Origin of the sequence: Streptomyces sp. NPDC041068 (genome assembly GCF_040647455.1) — a bacterium.
Classification (GTDB): Bacteria; Actinomycetota; Actinomycetes; order Streptomycetales; family Streptomycetaceae; genus Streptomyces.
Genome location: NZ_JBEZCG010000019.1, coordinates 19,410 through 37,657, shown reverse-complemented (window position 1 = coordinate 37,657; position 18,248 = coordinate 19,410). Strand labels below are relative to the sequence as shown.

Here is an 18,248-nt window from a genome sequence, read left to right as displayed (position 1 = left end):
CACAGGAAAGGGAGGTCCCGCCATGAATGTCTCGGGTGGCCCAGGGGCGAAGTCGGCGGTCGAGTGGCTCGTATCGGTGGCACCGGACCCGGAGGCCTGCCGTTGGGAGTGGGAGCGCAATCCGCTCGGGGTCGCGCTCCTGCCTGCCGGGCGGCGCTGGGACGTGCTGATCCTGCCCGGCGAGCTCGGCTATCCCACGCTCGACGTGCTGACCCGCTGCATCGACCGCCCCGGTCCCGTCCTCGCCGACTTCGGGGACTCGCGCATGGGGTTCTTCGTGCCGGCGGGCACGGTCGCCCGCTGGCTCGGCACGGGTGTGCGCGGCGCGGGCCGCGGCACCTGGATCGTCGTGCCCTACCCGGGCCGGGCCACCGGCGGCGTCCGCTGGCTCGTCCCGCCGGACGGATCCGGCACGCTGACGGACCCGGCGCTGCTCGAACTCGCGATGCACGAGGCGGCGGCGGGCCTGGCACGGGACGCGCACGACACCCAGGACGAAGGGCGGGAGTGAACTGCGTGAACCCTTGACAACTTAATTGGTCTGGACCAAGTTGGGCGCGCGCCACCCTCCAATCCCCCCATGCCCGGAGGCAGTTGTGGACCGCTCGCTGACAACCCGCATCAGACGTACGACCCTCGCCCTGGCCGCGGCCCTCGCGCTCACCGCGCCCGCGGTGACCTCGGCGACCGCTCGGACGGCGGCCGACGCCGCGCCGCAGGCCCCCGCCGACCACAGCCTCGTCGGCTATCTGCACACCAGCTTCGCCAACGGCTCCGGCTACACCCGCCTCGCGGACACCCCCGACAGCTGGGACATCATCGACCTCGCCTTCGGCGAACCGACCTCCGCGACCTCCGGGGACATCCGCTTCGGCCTCTGTCCCAAGACCGAGTGTCCGAACGTCGAGACCAAGGACGAGTTCAAGGCCGCGATCAAGGCCAAGCAGGCGGCGGGCAAGAAGGTCCTGATCTCCATCGGCGGCCAGAACGGCCAGGTGCGGCTCACCACCACGCAGGCCCGCGACACCTTCGTGAGGTCCGTCTCCGCGATCATCGACGAGTACGGACTCGACGGCCTGGACATCGACTTCGAGGGCCACTCCCTCTCGCTGAACGCCGACGACACGGACTTCAAGAACCCGAAGACCCCGTCGATCGTGAACCTCATCGCGGCGGTGAAGACCCTCAAGGCCAAGTACGGCAGCGGCTTCACGCTCACGATGGCCCCGGAGACCTTCTTCGTGCAGCTGGGCCACCAGTACTACGGCACCGGCAAATGGGGCGGCCAGGACCCGCGCGCCGGCGCCTACCTCCCGGTCATCCACGCCCTGCGCGACGACCTCACGCTGCTGCACGTCCAGGACTACAACTCCGGCCCGATCATGGGCCTGGACAACCAGTACCACTCGATGGGCGGCGCGGACTTCCACATAGCGATGACGGACATGCTGCTCACCGGCTTCCCCGTGGCGGGCGACAAGAACAACGTCTTCCCGCCCCTGCCCCCGCAGAAGGTCGCGATCGGCATGCCCGCCTCGGTCAACGCGGGCAACGGCCACGTGCCCATGACGGAGGTCAACAAGGCCCTGGACTGCCTGACCAAGGCCACGAACTGCGGCTCCTACAAGACGCACGGCACATGGCCGGACCTGCGCGGCCTGATGACGTGGTCCATCAACTGGGACCGCTTCAACAACTGGGAGTTCTCGAAGAACTTCGACGCGTACTTCGGCTGACGCGTCCGTACCGCGCGATCACCAGCACCATGCCCTGCAACAGCATCCCGCACAGCAGCCACGAGGCCAGTACGTCCAGGGGCCAGTGGTAGCCGCGGCGTACCAGGCCGAAGCCGATCGCGGTGTTCAACAGGGCGCAGCCGATGGCCAGTTCGCGGCGGCCGTACGCGCCGCGCAGGAGCGGCAGCAGAAGCAGTGCCGCCGCGCCGTACGCCATCGCCGCCGTGGCCGCGTGGCCCGAGGGGTAGAAGCCGTCGCCCGACATGCCCGGTGGGCCGGGGCGGGCGACGGCTGCCTTGAGCGGGGCGACAAGGGCGGGGACCAGGGCCATTGTCACCGCGGCGGCCACCGGGGGCAGCCACCAGCGGTACGCGTCGGCGCGGCGTCCGCGCCAGGCGACGTACGCGAGGACGGCGGCGAGCACCGGCACGGCGACCGTGATGTTGCCGAGGTCGGCGAGGAACTCCGCGGCGCGGTCGGGGATGCGGCTGCCCGCCAGGGCGCGGCCGAGCCGTTCGTCGGCGCGGCGCAGCGGGCCGTCGGCGACGACCTGCCAGGTGAGAAGCGCGAGGAAGAGCGCACACAAGGAGAGGGAAAGGGTCGGCCGCCCCGGAACAGGGGGGGTGGTTCCGGGGCGGCCGAACTGACCGGGTTGCCGCGCGCCCCGGGGGGTTTGGGGCGGGCGGCCATCCGATCGGTGAGGAGTTCCGGAGCCAAGAGCTCCGGGTGCGTGCACCAGGGCACGACCAGGGCGGGGCTGGGGAGGCTCCGCCGTGGTGTCGCCCACAGTCCCCTGTGGGCGGGGTGTTTCTCTCATCTGCAGAAACCGTACGTCAGGTGGTTGCGGGCCGACAGGCGGAAGGGCATCCCGACATGGGGCCCGCACACCTTCTTCACACGCCCCGACGGTCACCCCAGGTCACGGTTCCATCACCGCGCGCGGTCCACACACGTCAGGGCGGGTTCCGCCGATGCGGAGCCCGCCCCGAGGCGTGTTCGGCCGGTCGGACGCGGCGAATCCGGACGCGGGCGAGTCCAGACGCGGGTGAGTCGGACGCGGGTGAATCAGACGCGGGCGAAGGCGCCCTCGATGATGTCCAGGCCCTCGTTCAGCAGGTCGTCGCCGATGACCAGCGGCGGCAGGAAGCGCAGGACGTTGCCGTACGTGCCGCAGGTGAGGACGAGCAGGCCCTCCGCGTGGCAGGCCTTGGCGAGGGCCGCGGTGGCCTCCGGGTTCGGCTCCTTGGCCGTGCGGTCCTTGACCAGCTCGATGGCGATCATGGCGCCGCGGCCGCGGATGTCGCCGATGATGTCGAACTTCTCGGCCATGGCGGTCAGCCGGGCCTTCATCGTCGACTCGATCGCCTTCGCCTTGGCGTTGAGGTCGAGCTCCTTCATGGTCTCGATGGCGCCGAGCGCACCGGCGCAGGCCACCGGGTTGCCGCCGTAGGTGCCGCCGAGGCCGCCCGCGTGCGCGGCGTCCATGATCTCGGCGCGGCCCGTCACGGCGGCGAGCGGCAGACCGCCCGCGATGCCCTTGGCCGTCGTGATCAGGTCGGGGACGATGCCCTCGTCCTCGCAGGCGAACCACTGGCCGGTGCGGCAGAAGCCGGACTGGATCTCGTCGGCGACGAAGACGATGCCGTTGTCGTTCGCGTACTTCACGATCTCGGGCAGGAAGCCCTTGGCGGGCTCGATGAAGCCGCCCTCGCCGAGCACCGGCTCGATGATGATCGCGGCGACGTTGTCGGCGCCGACCTGCTTGTTGATCATGTCGATGGCCTGCTTGGCGGCCTCGGGCCCGGCGTTCTCGGCGCCGGTCGGCCAGCGGTAGCCGTAGGCGACCGGGACGCGGTAGACCTCGGGCGCGAACGGGCCGAAGCCGTGCTTGTACGGCATGTTCTTGGCGGTCAGCGCCATCGTGAGGTTGGTGCGGCCGTGGTAGCCGTGGTCGAAGACGACGACGGCCTGGCGCTTGGTGTGCGCGCGGGCGATCTTGACGGCGTTCTCGACGGCCTCGGCGCCCGAGTTGAACAGCGCCGACTTCTTCTCGTGGTCACCCGGCGTGAGCTCGGCCAGCGCCTCGGCGACGGCGACGTAGCCCTCGTACGGCGTGACCATGAAACAGGTGTGGGTGAAGTCCGCCAGCTGCGCGGAGGCGCGGCGCACCACGGCCTCGGCGGAGGCGCCGACGGAGGTCACGGCGATGCCGGAGCCGAAGTCGATCAGACGGTTGCCGTCGACGTCCTCGATGATGCCGCCACCGGCGCGCGCCGCGAAGACGGGCAGCACGGAGCCCACGCCACCGGCGACCACGGCGGTACGGCGGGCCTGCAGCTCCTGCGACTTCGGACCGGGGATGGCGGTGACGACGCGGCGCTCCTGCGGGATCTCGCTCATGCGGGGCTCCTGATTCTGGGGTTGGACGGCTACCCCGGGGCTGATTCCGGTTTCGCCTGGTTCTTCGGGGGGGTTTCCTCGCAGATTAGGGGCGGGGCGCGGAGCCGGTCATGCTCCATCGGGGTGGGGTTGTTCCGTGGCGTTGTCCGACTTGGACACATGTCGGTGCCCCGCCGTCCGTACCGACCGGGCGCGTAACCGGTGAACTCCCCTCCCGGGGGCACTAGATTGACCCCGGATCGACGGACGGACCGGCAGGTCAGGGGGCAAGGGCCATGGACACCGAGGGCACGCACGGGGCACGCGACGGGCGGCGGGCGGCGCCGGTGCCGCGCCCGGCTCCGCCGGCTGTCCCCGCCGCCCCCGCCACACCGCCGATGCCCCGGCAGCCGCCCGGCGCCGAACTCTCCTCGTCCGTCGCCGACTGGCTCGCCGCGCCCCGCCCGAAGACCGGGCCCGGCATCTGGCGCTACGACTACCGGCCCCCGGCCGCGCCCGCCCCCGAAGGCACCGACCGGCGCCTCGTCGTCGGCATGGTGATCTCCACCGTGCTCGGCCTGGTGTTCTGGTCGCTGTGGCGGCAGGGCAGCATCCCCTACCAGTGGGCCCTGCTGAAGCTGTTCACGCCGGGGGAGTGGTGGTGGGCGGGCAGCGCCCAGCCCAAGGGGTGGCAGGGCAAGGAGGTCAAGGTCGTCTACGACGGCGTGGTCTTCGGCGCCGTGATCTACGCCGTGGGGCGGCTCGGCGCCTGGCCCGAAGCCATCCGGCACTTCGTGGTGCGGCGACCGCAGCCCGCCCGTTCCGTGCTCGCCTCCGTCGGGGCGGTCGCCGTTCTGCTCTTCGTCTGGCCGAGCGCCCTGGGGCTCGACATCAGGCCGTTGCCCGTCGTCGATCCCGTCCTGTCCCTGATCGTCCTCGTCGCGGGGGGATACGAGGCCCTGACCTCGCCCGTGCTCACCGACACCGTGTACGTGGTGGTCACGCTCGCCGTGCTGTGGCCCTTCGCCCGGATCGGCGGCTGGTGGCAGGCCATCCGCGAGAGCCGGTCCGCCCCGGCACGGCGGCCCGCCGCCCCGCCCCGCCCCGCCGACGCCCCGACCCGCGCCCACTGGCCCGAACTGCGCGCCGCGGGGCACGACAAGGCCGCCGACCTGCTCTCCGCCGAACTGCTCAGCGGGCGCATGAACGACGTCGACTGCGCCCGCGTCTCCCACGCCTGGCGCACCGCGGCCCCCGACCCGGGCGCCCTGGCCGCCTTCGTGGACACCGTCGCCAGGAAGGGCGCCGCCTCCTGGACGCACCCCTCCGGCCAGCGCGACCTGCCCGCCCGCACCGCCACCCACGACCTGCTCGTGAGCCAGGTCAGGATCGGCCGCTACGCCCAGGACGAGCGCAACCCCCATGCCGTACGCGGCTCCTACGCCGCGCTCGACCCCGCCGTCCTCGGCACCTCGCTGCTCGCCGTGGGCCCTTCCGGCGCGGGCAAGACCGGACGGCTCATGCACCCCCTCGCCGAGTCCCTCGCCCTGGGCGCCCTCACCGGGCGGTGCGCGGTCGTCGCCGTGTGCGCGGCGGGCACGGCCCTCGGCGCCGACGACGCGTACGACGTCGTGGTCAAGCCGGGCGACCCGACGTCCGTCCACGACATCGACCTGTACGCGGACTGCGCCGACGCCGACGAGGCGGCCGCCTTCCTCGCCGAAGGCCTGGTCGGCGACCTGGAGGCTGTCGACACACGGCGCGCCGCCACCGCCCTCGCCCAACTGCTCGGCCCCTACCGCGCCCTCCACGGACGCTTCCCCTCCGTCCCCGTACTGCGCGAACTGCTCGAAGGGGACCCCGCGGGTCTCGCCACCCTTCAGGCGGGCCTCGCCACCGGCGAGCACACCGCCATGCGCCGCGAACTGGACGCCCGCGTCCGCCAGTCCGGCGCCCCCAACGACCCGGGCCCCGCGCTCGCCGACCGGATCGCGCTCCTCGACAGGCCCGCCTTCGCCGACTTCTTCGACCCGGGCGGCCAGGGGCGCCCCTTCTCGATGCGGGCCGTCGCCCACCACCCGCTGCGGGTCAGGATCGATCTGCCCGAGCACGGCCACGAGGAGGCCTCGCGGCTGCTCGCCCGGCTGCTGCTCGCCCAGTTCGCGTACGTGGCGCGCGGCCGTGCCCGGCGGCCGCACTTCGCCTGCCTGGTCCTCGACGACGCCGCGCGCACCCTCACCGCGGAGAGCGTGCGCGCCATCCAGCGGCTGCGGTCGCTGAACGCGGGCGTCGTGCTCGGCCTGCGCACCATCGGTGAGGTGCCCGAGGCGCTCCAGGGCCCGCTGTACGCGGCGGTCGGCTGCCGGATGGCGTTCTCCGGCGTGACGACCTGGGACGGGCGCCGCTTCACCGAGGCGTGGGGCACCGAGTGGATCGAGACCAAGGAAGTCGCGCAGCACACCGTCTTCGCCGACCAGCCGATGACCCGGGCGCTGCACTCGCTGCGCAAGCTGGTCACCGGCAAGGCGGTCACGACGGACGCCGTCACCGTCCGCAAGGTCGAGCGCGAACGCTGGTCCGCCTCCGACCTGGCCCACTCCCTGCCGCCCGGCCACGCCGTGCTCTCGCTGACCACGGTGGACGGCGAGCACGCGCCGCCGCTCCTGGTGGATCTCCGGGGATAGGCGGCTTTCGGCGAGGAAGGGCATCAGGGGCGGTACGTGCGGGCGGTACGTGCGGCGCCTTCCCGCCAGGGGCGGTATCTGCGGTGCCTTCCCGCCAGGGGCGGCTACGTGCGGTGCCTTCCGCTCATTACGACGCCTTCCGTCGTGTCGGCACCGTACGGTGAGGCAGAATCGACACAGGTCGTTCATACGGACCGGCCAAAAGATCCACATCCCGGTGCCCGGACCCCCGGGGTGCCGGGCGCCCGCCGCCCGCCCGCCGCAGACCTGAAGGTCCCATGCCGCCCACGCTCGCCTCGCTCGTTCACCACTCCGCGCTCAAGCTGACCGTGCGGGCCGGCGAGGGACGCCTGGACACCCCTGTCCGCTGGGCACACGCCAGCGAACTCGCCGACCCCGTGCCCTACATGGAGGGCGGCGAGCTCCTCCTGATCACCGCGCTCAAGCTGGACGCGGAGGACCCGGAGGCCATGCGCCGCTATGTGAAGCGGCTCGCGGGCGCGGGCGTCGTCGGCCTCGGCTTCGCCGTCGGCGTGCACTACCCCGACATCCCCCAGGCCCTGCTCGACGCCGCCACCGACGCCGACCTGCCGCTCATCGAGGTGCCCCGGCGCACGCCGTTCCTCGCCATCAGCAAGGCCGTCTCCGCCTCCATCGCCGCCGAGCAGTACCGCGCGGTGACCGCGGGCTTCGCCGCCCAGCGCGAGCTGACCAAGCAGGCGCTGAGCGACGGCCCCGAAGGGCTGCTGCTCGCCCTCGCCGGACAGGTCGACGGCTGGGCCGCGCTCTACGACGCGTCCGGTGCCGTCGTCGCCACCGCCCCCGAGTGGGCCTCGCGCCGGGCCGCCCGCCTCACCTCCGACGTCGAGCGCCTCAGGGAGCGGCCCGCCCCCGCGAGCTCCGTCGTCGCGGGCGCCGAGGACCGCGTGGAGCTGCACTCGCTGGGCACCGGACGCAGGCCGCGGGCCGCGCTCGCCGTCGGCACGGCAGCGGCCCTCGGCACCGCCGAGCGGTACGCGGTGCACTCCGCCGTCGCCCTGCTGACCCTGACCACGGAGCGGTCCCGCTCGCTGCACGCCGCCGAGCAGCGGATCGGCGCCGCCGTGCTGCGGATGCTCCTCGCGGGGGAGCCCGACCATGCGCGGACCGTCGCCGGGGACCTGTACGGCGGGCTCCTGGACGCCCCCTTCCGTCTCGTCGTCGCCGAGGTGGCGTCCGCGTCGGCGGCACGGGTGCGGGCGGGAGCCGAGGGCGCCGTGCCCGAGGCCGACGCGCCGGAGGAAGCGGCACTGCCCGCGGCCGTGGTCCTGGCGGCGGCGGGCGCCACCGGCACCGATCCGCTGGCCGCGCTCGTCGACGTCGTCGAGGCCGCGGCCGCACGCTCCGGCGAGGCCCTGCTCGTGGTCCCGTACGGAGAACGGCTCGTGCTGCTCGCGGTGGACGGCGGCGCCGGAGTGCGGGCCTGCGCGGAGTACGCGGCCGCGCTGGAGGCGGGTCGCGGAGCTGCGCCCCGCGAGGCCACCGCGTCCGGCGAGGAGGCCGAGCTGGTCATGGGCCTGTCCGCACCGGCCGGGCCGATCGCCGCGGCCAGCGCGTACAAGCAGGCGGAACAGGCGCTGTCCGTCGCGCGGCGGCGCGGCCGTGCCCTGGTCGAGCACGAGGAACTGGCCGCCGGATCCGTCCTGCCGCTGCTCGCGGACGACGCGGTGCGGGCGTTCGCGGACGGCCTCCTGCGGGCCCTGCACGAGCACGACGCGACCGGCCGCGGCGACCTCGTCGCCTCGCTGCGGGCCTGGCTCTCCCGGCACGGCCAGTGGGACGCGGCGGCGGCGGACCTCGGCGTCCACCGGCACACCCTGCGGTACCGCATGCGCAGGGTCGAGGAGATCCTCGGCCGCTCCCTGGACGACCCGGACGTCCGTATGGAGCTGTGGCTGTCGCTCAAGGCGACGTCGATGGGATCGGACTGAAATCGATGGGCTCGCACTGAAAGGGCCGCCCCGCAAGGGGCGCGGGGAACTGCGCGACCAGCCCTCACCGGCCCGCAGCTTCAAGAACGTCCCCCGGACCAGTCCTCACCGGCCCGCAGTTTCAAGAACGTCCCCCGGACCAGCCCCCACCGGCCCGCAGCCCAAGACCACCCCCCCGCCCCGCCCCATACAAACCGGTGCAGGCCCAGGGACCAGTACTCCGCGTCGGACAAACGTCAGCCGCTTCCCCTGCCCCTACGGTGAGGGACGTACCCCCAGACACACCTCCGCGGAAGGGCCGGGAATCGACATGACTTCCATCCACGCCTTCTGGCTCGCCGGTCGCCAGACCACCGGCGAGACCACCTTCGACGTCACCTCTCCCTGGGACGGGCGGCTCGTCGGCAAGGCCGCCGTCCCGACCGACGCCCAGGTCGAGGAGGCCGTCGCCGCCGCGTACGCCGTGCGCGAGGAGTTCGCCGCGACCCCGGCCCACGTCCGTGCCGCCGCCCTCACCCACGTGTCGAACCGCCTGGTCGAGCGCACCGAGGAGATCGCCCAGCTGATCTCCGCCGAGAACGGCAAGCCGATCAAGTGGGCCCGCGGCGAGCTCGGCCGCGCGATCTCCGTCTTCCGGTTCGCCGCGGAGGAGGCCCGCCGCTTCAACGGCGGCGAGGCCCAGCGCCTGGACACCGACGCGGGCGGCCAGGGCCGCCTCGCCCTGACCCGCCGCTTCCCCAAGGGCGTCGTCCTCGGCATCGCGCCGTTCAACTTCCCGCTGAACCTCTGCGCGCACAAGATCGCCCCGGCCATCGCCGTCGGCGCGCCGATCATCCTCAAGCCGGCCCCGGCCACCCCGCTCTCCGGCCTGATCCTCGGCGAGCTGCTCGCCGAGACCGACCTGCCCGCCGGTGCGTGGAGCATCCTGCCGGTCGCCAACGACAAGATGCCCGCCCTCGTCCAGGACGAGCGGATGCCGGTCATCTCCTTCACCGGTTCCGAGAAGGTCGGTTACGCGATCATGGACTCGGTGCCGCGCAAGCACTGCACGCTGGAGCTCGGCGGCAACGGCGCGGCCGTCGTCCTCGGCGACTACTCCTCGGACGAGGACCTCGACTGGGCCGCCTCGCGCATCGCGACGTTCTCCAACTACCAGGGCGGCCAGTCCTGCATCTCCGTGCAGCGGGTCATCGCGGACGCCTCCGTGTACGACCGGCTCGTGCCGCGCGTGATCAAGGCCGTCGAGGCCCAGGTCACCGGCGACCCGTCCGACCCGGCGACCGAGGTCGGCCCGCTGGTCAGCGAGGACGCCGCCAAGCGCGTGGAGTCCTGGGTCGACGAGGCGGCCGCGGCGGGTGCCAAGGTCCTCACCGGCGGCAAGCGCGACGGCGCCTCGTACGCGCCGACCGTGCTCGCCGACGTACCGGCCGACGTGACCATCGCCTGCGAAGAGGTCTTCGGCCCTGTCCTCACCCTCAAGAAGGTGAACGGCGAGGAAGAGGCGTTCGCCGCCGTCAACGACTCCAAGTACGGCCTCCAGGCAGGCGTGTTCACGCACGACCTGCAGGCCGCCTTCCGCGCGCACCGCGCCCTGGAGGTCGGCGGCGTGGTCATCGGCGACGCCCCGTCCTACCGCGCCGACCAGATGCCGTACGGCGGCGTCAAGCAGTCCGGCGTGGGCCGCGAGGGCGTCCGCTTCGCGATGGACGACTACACCTACGAGCGGGTCATGGTCCTGACGGGCCTCGCCCTGTAGGACCCGCGTCCTCGAAGGACGACGGCCGGAGCCCACTGTGCGGGGGTTCCGGCCGTTCTCGTACGCGCGCCGGCCCGCGCGCCGGCACGGCGTGCGCCGAACGCCGCGCGAGGAGCGGCGTGCGCCGAACGCTGCGCGAGGACTGGTGGGGCCGGGACGAATCGGGTACCAACGATCCAGTAGCACCAGTCAGTAACCGACCGGGTCAAGATCGGGCCAACCGGTCCGACGGCCCCACTCCGCGGCGAGGTGAGCTCCTCATGTCCGCACCAACCTCCAAACCGTCCGTGAGCGAACGCGAGGCCCGGCAGGTCGCCGAGGCCGCCCGCGAGCAGGACTGGCGCAAGCCCAGCTTCGCCAAGGAACTCTTCCTCGGCCGCTTCAGGCTCGACCTGATCCACCCGCATCCGCTGCCGCCCGACGAGGACGCGCAGCGCGGCGAGGAGTTCCTCGCCAAGCTCCGCGACTTCTGCGAGACGAAGATCGACTCGGCCCGCATCGAGCGCGAGGCGAAGATCCCCGACGAGGTGATCGAAGGCCTCAAGGAGCTCGGCGCGCTCGGCATGAAGATCGACACGAAGTACGGCGGGCTCGGCCTCACACAGGTCTACTACAACAAGGCCCTCGCCCTGGTCGGCTCCGCGAACCCCGCGATCGGCGCGCTGCTCTCGGCACACCAGTCGATCGGCGTGCCGCAGCCCCTGAAGATCTTCGGGACGCAGGAGCAGAAGGACGCCTTCCTGCCGCGGTGCGCCCGCACCGACATCACCGCGTTCCTGCTCACCGAGCCGGACGTCGGCTCCGACCCGGCACGCCTGGCCACCATGGCGGTGCCCGACGGCGACCACTACGTCCTCGACGGCGTGAAGCTGTGGACCACCAACGGCGTCGTCGCGGACCTGCTCGTCGTCATGGCGCGGGTGCCGAAGTCCGAAGGGCACAAGGGCGGCATCACGGCGTTCGTCGTCGAGGCCGCGTCCGAGGGCATCACCGTCGAGAACCGCAACGCGTTCATGGGCCTGCGCGGCCTGGAGAACGGCGTGACCCGCTTCCACCAGGTCCGGGTTCCCGCGGCCAACCGCATCGGCCCGGAGGGGGCGGGACTGAAGATCGCCCTGACCACCCTCAACACCGGGCGGCTCTCGCTGCCCGCGATGTGCGTCGGCGCGGGCAAGTGGTGTCTGAAGATCGCCCGCGAGTGGTCGGCCGCCAGGGAGCAGTGGGGCAAGCCGGTCGCGTACCACGAGGCCGTCGGCTCGAAGATCTCCTTCATCGCGGCGACGACCTTCGCGCTGGAGGCCGTCCTCGACCTCTCCTCGCAGATGGCCGACGAGGACCGCAACGACATCCGCATCGAGGCCGCCCTCGCCAAGCTGTACGGCTCGGAGATGGCCTGTCTGATGGCGGACGAGCTCGTCCAGATCCGCGGCGGCCGCGGCTTCGAGACCGCCGCGTCCCTGGCCGCCCGCGGCGAGCGCGCCGTCCCCGCCGAGCAGGTCCTGCGCGACCTGCGCATCAACCGCATCTTCGAGGGCTCCACGGAGATCATGCATCTGCTGATCGCCCGCGAGGCCGTGGACGCCCACCTCAAGGTCGCGGGCGACCTCATCGACCCCGACAAGTCGCTCTCCGACAAGGCCAAGGCGGGCGCGAAGGCGGGCGGCTTCTACGCCCGCTGGCTGCCGAAGCTGGTCGCCGGACCCGGCCAACTCCCCCGCTCGTACGCCGAGTTCCACCCGGCGGGCCACACGGACCTCTCCGGCCACCTGCGCTACGTCGAACGCGGCGCCCGCAAGCTGGCCCGCTCCACCTTCTACGCCATGTCCCGCTGGCAGGGAAAGATGGAGACCAAGCAGGGCTTCCTCGGCCGCGTCGTCGACATCGGCGCCGAGCTCTTCGCGATGAGTGCCGCGTGCGTGCGCGCCGAACTCCTGCGCACCACCGAGGAGTACGGCCGCGAGGCGTACCAACTGGCCGACATCTTCTGCCGCCAGTCCCGCATCCGGATCGACGAGCTCTTCGACCGGCTGTGGACCAACACCGACGAACTGGACCGCAAGGTCGTCAAGGGCGTCCTCTCGGGCACGTACACCTGGCTCGAATCGGGAATCATCGACCCCTCCGGAGACGGACCGTGGATCGCGGAAGCGGCCCCCGGCCCCTCGAAACACGAGAACGTCCACCGCCCCATTCGCTGATTCCCTTCGCGCGTGCGGTATTCCGCCCCGCCCGTAAACCGGTCCGCTTGCTGTGAGTTGCGGCCCCGCCCACAATGGGCGGACCGGCCTGCGAGCCCAGGGGGGATTCCGTTGTCCGTCCTCAAACTGGAGCGCCTCACCGGAAAGATCATGCGCGCCGGCGAAGGCCGAATGCTGCGCAGGCTCGAACGGATCAGGGATCTGGTCAACTCCGTCGAGGAGGACGTCGAGCAGCTCTCCGACACCGAACTGCGGGCCCTCACCGACGAGTACAAAGAGCGGTACGCCGAGGGGGAGAGCCTCGACGATCTCCTCCCCGAGGCCTTCGCGACCGTCCGCGAGGCCGCCCGGCGCACCCTCGGCATGCGGCATTTCGACGTCCAGGTGATGGGCGGCGCGGCGCTCCACCTCGGGAACATCGCCGAAATGCAGACGGGCGAGGGAAAGACCCTCTCCGCGACGCTGCCCGCCTATCTGAACGCCCTCACCGGCAAGGGCGTCCACCTCGTCACGGTCAACGACTACCTGGCCGCGCGTGACGCGGCGTGGATGGGCCGCGCCTATCGGTTCCTCGGTCTGACCGTCGGCGTGATCAAGGCCGAGATGAGCCCGGCCGAGCGCCGCGAGGCGTACGCCTGCGACATCACGTACGGCACGAACAACGAATTCGGCTTCGACTACCTGCGCGACAACATGGCCTGGTCACAGGATGAACTGGTGCAGCGCGGGCACCACTTCGCGATCGTCGACGAGGCGGACTCCATCCTCATCGACGAGGCCCGCACCCCGCTGATCATCTCGGGACCCGCCGACCAGCCCACGCACTGGTACGGATTCTTCGCCGACGCCGTGCGGCGGATGAAGGGCGTCGCGATCCAGGAGGAGAAGTTCACGACCCCGCAGCGCAAACTCGAACTGGCCGAGCTGCGCACCGCGTACGACTACGAGTACGACCCGAAGAAGCGCACCGTCGCCGTCCTCGACAGCGGAGTGGAATTCCTGGAGAACCAGCTCGGCATCGACAACTTCTACGACTCCGCCCACACGTCCCTCATAGGCCAGCTGAACAACGCGCTCAAGGCCAAGGAGCACTTCAAGAAGGACAAGGACTACGTCGTCACCGACGGCGAGGTCCTCATCGTCGACGAGCACACAGGACGCATTCTCGCCGGACGCCGTTACAACGAAGGCGTCCACCAGGCGATCGAGGCGAAGGAAGGGGTGACGATCAAGGACGAGAACCAGACGCTCGCCACGATCACCCTGCAGAACTTCTTCCGCCTCTACGAAAAGCTCTCCGGAATGACCGGAACGGCCATGACCGAGGCCGCCGAGTTCCATCAGATCTACAAACTCCACGTGGTGCCCATTCCGACCAACAAGCCGATGGTCCGCGCCGACAGGGCCGATGTCATCTACCGCGACGAGTCCGTGAAATTCGAGGCGGTCGTCGACGACATCATCGAACGGCACGACGAGGGCCAGCCGATCCTCGTCGGCACCGTCTCCGTCGAGAAGTCCGAGCACCTCTCCGCGCTCCTGGCCGCGCGCGGCATCCGGCACGAGGTGCTCAACGCCAAGAACCACCGGCGCGAGGCGCAGATCGTCGCGCAGGCAGGGCGCAGGGGAGCCGTCACCGTGGCCACGAACATGGCGGGCCGCGGCACCGACATCATGCTCGGCGGCAACCCCGAGGCCATGGCCGAGGCCGAGCTCAAGGAGCGCGGACTGACCCCGGACGAGGCGCCCGACGCGTACCGCGAGGCCCTGGCGCGCATCGCCGACGAAGCGGCGGCCGAGCACGCCGAGGTCAAGGAGCTCGGCGGCCTCTACGTGCTGGGCACCGAGCGGCACGAGTCGCGCCGCATCGACAACCAGCTGCGCGGCCGCAGCGGCCGCCAGGGCGACCCCGGCCAGTCCCGCTTCTACCTCTCGCTCGGCGACGACCTGATGCGGCTGTTCCGCGCCGAGCTGGTCGAGCGGGTCATGCTGATGGCCAACGTCCCCGACGACGTCCCCATCGAGAACAAGATGGTGACCCGCGCCATCGCCTCCGCCCAGTCCCAGGTCGAGCAGCAGCACTTCGAGACCCGCAAGAACGTCCTCAAGTACGACGAGGTCCTCAACCGCCAGCGCGGCCTCATCTACAAGGAGCGCCGCCGCGTCCTGGAGGGCGAGAACCTCCGCGAGCAGATCCACCACTTCATGGAGGACACCGTCGAGGGGTACGTCGCCGCGGCCACCGCCGAGGGCTTCGCCGAGGAGTGGGACCTGGACCGGCTGTGGAGCGCCTGCCGCCAGCTCTACCCCATGCGCGTCACCGTCGAGGACCTCGACGTGGAGGCGGGCACCCGAGCCGACGTGAGCGCCGACCTCATCCGAGAGGCCCTGACCGACGACATGCACGCGCGCTATGAAGAACGCGAGCGCGAGCTCGGCGAGGACGTCGTGCGCGAACTGGAGCGCCGCGTGGTGCTCTCCGTCCTCGACCGCAAATGGCGCGAGCACCTGTACGAGATGGACTACCTCCAGGAGGGCATCTGGATGCGGTCCTACCTCGGCAGGGACCCCCTCTTCGAATTCCAGCGCGAGGGGTACGAGATGTTCGCCGCGATGATGGACGCCATCAAGGAGGAGTCCGTCGGTTACCTCTTCAACCTGGAGGTCCGCGTCGAGCAGCGGGAGCAGCCCGTGCGGGACGCCGTGGAGATCAGCGCCAAGGGCCTGAAGCCCAGGCAGAACGGCGGCCAACTTCACTTCAGGGCGCCCACGATGGACACCGCGGAGGGCGTCGTGGAGGGCGACTTCGAGGCCGCGGACGACGGCCCCGCCGACCGCCGCGACCGGCGCCGGTGACGCGTGCCGCACGCCACGTACACCACATCGGGGGCCGCACTGTCGGGGCGGACAGGTCTTGCGGCCACAATGGAGGGATGAGCGACAGCCCATCACCCCTCGCCGACCCGCACCTCGTCTTCGACGCCGACGCCGGGGACGGCCCGCGGGACATCGTGATCCTCGGCTCCACGGGTTCGGTCGGCACCCAGGCCATCGACCTCGTCCAGCGCAACCCCGACCGCTTCCGCGTCACGGCGCTCTCCGCCGCGGGCGGCCGCGTCGGCCTCCTCGCCGAGCAGGCACGTCAGCTGCGGGTGAAGGCCGTCGCGGTGGCCCGCGAGGACGCCGTGCCGGCGCTGCGCGAAGCCCTCCGGGGGCAGTACGCCGCGGGGGAGCAGCTCCCCGAGATCCTCGCGGGGCCCGACGCCGCCACCGAGGTCGCCGCCTCCGAATGCCACACGGTCCTCAACGGCATCACCGGCTCCATCGGCCTCGCTCCGACGCTCGCCGCCCTGGAGGCCGGCCGCACCCTGGCGCTCGCCAACAAGGAATCCCTGATCGTCGGCGGCTCCCTGGTCAAGGCGCTCGCCAAGCCCGGACAGATCATCCCGGTCGACTCCGAGCACGCGGCGCTCTTCCAGGCCCTTGCCGCGGGCACCCGCGCGGACGTGCGCAAGCTGGTCGTCACCGCTTCCGGCGGCCCCTTCAGGGGACGTACGAAGGCCGATCTGGCGAACGTCACCCCCGAGGACGCGCTCGCGCACCCCACCTGGGCCATGGGCCCGGTGATCACGGTCAACTCCGCGACCCTGGTCAACAAGGGCCTGGAGGTCATCGAGGCCCACCTCCTCTACGACATCCCCTTCGACCGCATCGAGGTCGTCGTCCACCCGCAGTCCTACGTGCACTCCATGGTCGAGTTCACCGACGGCTCGACGCTGGCCCAGGCCACCCCGCCCGACATGCGCGGTCCGATCGCCATCGGCATCGGCTGGCCCGAGCGCATCCCCGACGCCGCCCCGGCCTTCGACTGGACGAAGGCGTCGAGCTGGGAGTTCTTCCCCCTCGACAACGACGCGTTCCCGTCGGTCGGGCTCGCCCGGCGCGTCGGGGAGCTCGCGGGCACGGCGCCGGCGGTGTTCAATGCCGCCAACGAGGAGTGCGTGGACGCCTTCCTGAAGGGCGCGCTGCCCTTCAACGGCATCATGGAGACGGTGACCAGGACCGTCGAGGAACACGTGGAACACGTGGAACACGTGGAACACGGCACACCGTCCGCGGGAACTTCCCTGACCGTCGCGGACGTCCTCGAAGCGGAGACCTGGGCGCGCGCTCGGGCGCGTGAACTGGCAGCCAAGACGACCGCGGAGGCTCGTGCATGACGACCTTGATGATGATCCTCGGGATAGTCGTCTTCGTGATCGGGCTGCTCTTCTCGATCGCCTGGCACGAGCTGGGGCACCTGTCGACCGCCAAGATGTTCGGCATCCGCGTGCCGCAGTACATGGTCGGCTTCGGCCCGACCCTCTTCTCGCGCAAGAAGGGCGACACCGAGTACGGCATCAAGGCGATCCCCCTCGGCGGCTACATCCGCATGATCGGCATGTTCCCGCCGGGCGCGGACGGCCGCATAGAGGCACGCTCGACGTCACCCTGGCGCGGCATGATCGAGGACGCCCGCTCGGCGGCCTTCGAGGAACTCGAGCCGGGCGACGAGACCCGCCTCTTCTACACGCGCAAGCCGTGGAAGCGCGTGATCGTCATGTTCGCGGGCCCCTTCATGAACCTGGTCCTCGCCGTGGCGATCTTCCTTGGCGTGATGATGACGTTCGGCATCAGCAGCCAGACGACCCAGGTCAGCAAGGTCTCGGACTGCGTCATCCAGCAGAGCGAGAACCGCTCCAAGTGCGAGAAGGGCGACCAGGCCGCGCCCGCCAAGGCGGCGGGCCTGAAGCCGGGCGACAAGATCGTCGCCTTCCAGGGCGACTCCGTCGACGACTGGTCCACGCTCCAGGCGAAGATCCGCGACACCATCGGCCCGGCCACGATCACGGTCGAGCGCGACGGCAAGCGGCTCGACCTGCACGCGAACCTGATCAAGAACCAGGTCACCAAGACCGACGGCGACGGCGCCTACGTCGAGGGCAAGTACGTGTACGCGGGCTTCCTCGGCTTCACCCCCGCCACCGGCATCGTCCAGCAGTCCTTCGGCGACTCCGTCGAGCGCATGGGCGACATGATGGAGAACGGCGTCGAGTCGATCATCGCCTTGCCCTCCAAGATCCCCGACCTGTGGGACGCGGCGTTCGGCGACGGCGAGCGCAAGCAGGACTCCCCGATGGGCGTGGTCGGCGCGGCACGCGTCGGCGGCGACGTGTTCACCCTGGACATCCCGCCGGAGAACCAGATCGCGATGATGCTGTTCCTCATCGCGGGCTTCAACCTCTCGCTGTTCCTGTTCAACATGCTGCCGCTGCTCCCGCTCGACGGCGGCCACATCGCGGGCGCCCTGTGGGAGTCCGTGCGCAGGAACACGGCGAAGGTCCTGCGGCGCCCGGACCCGGGCCCGTTCGACGTCGCGAAGCTGATGCCGGTCGCCTATGTGGTGGCGGGGATCTTCATCTGCTTCACGATTCTGGTGCTGATCGCGGACGTCGTGAACCCGGTGAGAATCTCCTGAGAACCCG

General features: G+C 71.3%; 10 protein-coding genes and 1 pseudogene. 9 read left to right on the top strand and 2 right to left on the bottom strand.

Features of this window, described 5'->3' with window-relative positions; all coding sequences use genetic code 11:
• Window positions 1–22 precede the first annotated feature (22 nt).
• Together AB0B50_RS35485 and AB0B50_RS35480 are read left to right on the top strand one after the other, a co-directional pair.
• A complete protein-coding gene (locus AB0B50_RS35485) occupies window positions 23–511 on the top strand; it encodes a hypothetical protein (protein WP_362339952.1) in 489 nt (162 codons plus the stop codon).
• 220 nt (window positions 512–731) lie between these two features.
• Window positions 732–1,736 (top strand): annotated as a pseudogene (locus AB0B50_RS35480) (chitinase); the annotation flags it as partial.
• On the opposite strand, the gene AB0B50_RS35475 reads toward AB0B50_RS35480, so the two are convergent.
• Together AB0B50_RS35475 and gabT are read right to left on the bottom strand one after the other, a co-directional pair.
• Window positions 1,690–2,322, bottom strand: coding sequence for a phosphatase PAP2 family protein (locus AB0B50_RS35475; protein WP_362339951.1), 633 nt, complete (start codon window positions 2,320–2,322; stop codon window positions 1,690–1,692). The pseudogene AB0B50_RS35480 and the gene AB0B50_RS35475 sit on opposite strands and share 47 nt — an antisense overlap.
• A gap of 479 nt (window positions 2,323–2,801) precedes the next feature.
• Window positions 2,802–4,136, bottom strand: a complete 1,335-nt coding sequence (gene gabT / locus AB0B50_RS35470) for a 4-aminobutyrate--2-oxoglutarate transaminase (protein ID WP_362339950.1) — start codon at window positions 4,134–4,136, stop codon at window positions 2,802–2,804.
• Window positions 4,137–4,411: 275 nt separating this feature from the next.
• Between gabT and AB0B50_RS35465 the strand changes: the two genes are divergently transcribed.
• The 7 genes from AB0B50_RS35465 to AB0B50_RS35435 all read left to right on the top strand — a co-directional run bounded on the left by AB0B50_RS35465 (window position 4,412) and on the right by AB0B50_RS35435 (window position 18,241).
• The gene (locus AB0B50_RS35465) at window positions 4,412–6,799 is read left to right on the top strand and encodes an ATP/GTP-binding protein (RefSeq protein ID WP_362339949.1); all 2,388 of its coding nucleotides are present in this window, start codon (window positions 4,412–4,414) and stop codon (window positions 6,797–6,799) included.
• A gap of 278 nt (window positions 6,800–7,077) precedes the next feature.
• On the top strand, window positions 7,078–8,769 hold the full coding sequence (locus AB0B50_RS35460) for a PucR family transcriptional regulator (protein ID WP_362339948.1): 1,692 nt from the start codon (window positions 7,078–7,080) through the stop codon (window positions 8,767–8,769).
• Between the two features lie 310 nt (window positions 8,770–9,079).
• Window positions 9,080–10,525: an aldehyde dehydrogenase family protein gene (locus tag AB0B50_RS35455; RefSeq protein WP_362339947.1), complete on the top strand. Its 1,446-nt coding sequence runs from the start codon at window positions 9,080–9,082 to the stop codon at window positions 10,523–10,525.
• A gap of 260 nt (window positions 10,526–10,785) precedes the next feature.
• Window positions 10,786–12,723, top strand: a complete 1,938-nt coding sequence (locus AB0B50_RS35450; protein WP_362339946.1) for an acyl-CoA dehydrogenase family protein — start codon at window positions 10,786–10,788, stop codon at window positions 12,721–12,723.
• Window positions 12,724–12,873: 150 nt separating this feature from the next.
• Window positions 12,874–15,579 (top strand): preprotein translocase subunit SecA, encoded by a 2,706-nt coding sequence (secA, locus tag AB0B50_RS35445; protein WP_362340084.1) that lies wholly within the window; start codon window positions 12,874–12,876, stop codon window positions 15,577–15,579.
• Between the two features lie 77 nt (window positions 15,580–15,656).
• Window positions 15,657–16,943: a 1-deoxy-D-xylulose-5-phosphate reductoisomerase gene (gene dxr / locus AB0B50_RS35440; protein ID WP_362339945.1), complete on the top strand. Its 1,287-nt coding sequence runs from the start codon at window positions 15,657–15,659 to the stop codon at window positions 16,941–16,943.
• A complete protein-coding gene (locus AB0B50_RS35435) occupies window positions 16,940–18,241 on the top strand; it encodes a site-2 protease family protein (protein ID WP_362339944.1) in 1,302 nt (433 codons plus the stop codon). Before dxr ends, AB0B50_RS35435 begins: the two co-directional genes overlap by 4 nt.
• Window positions 18,242–18,248 lie beyond the last annotated feature (7 nt).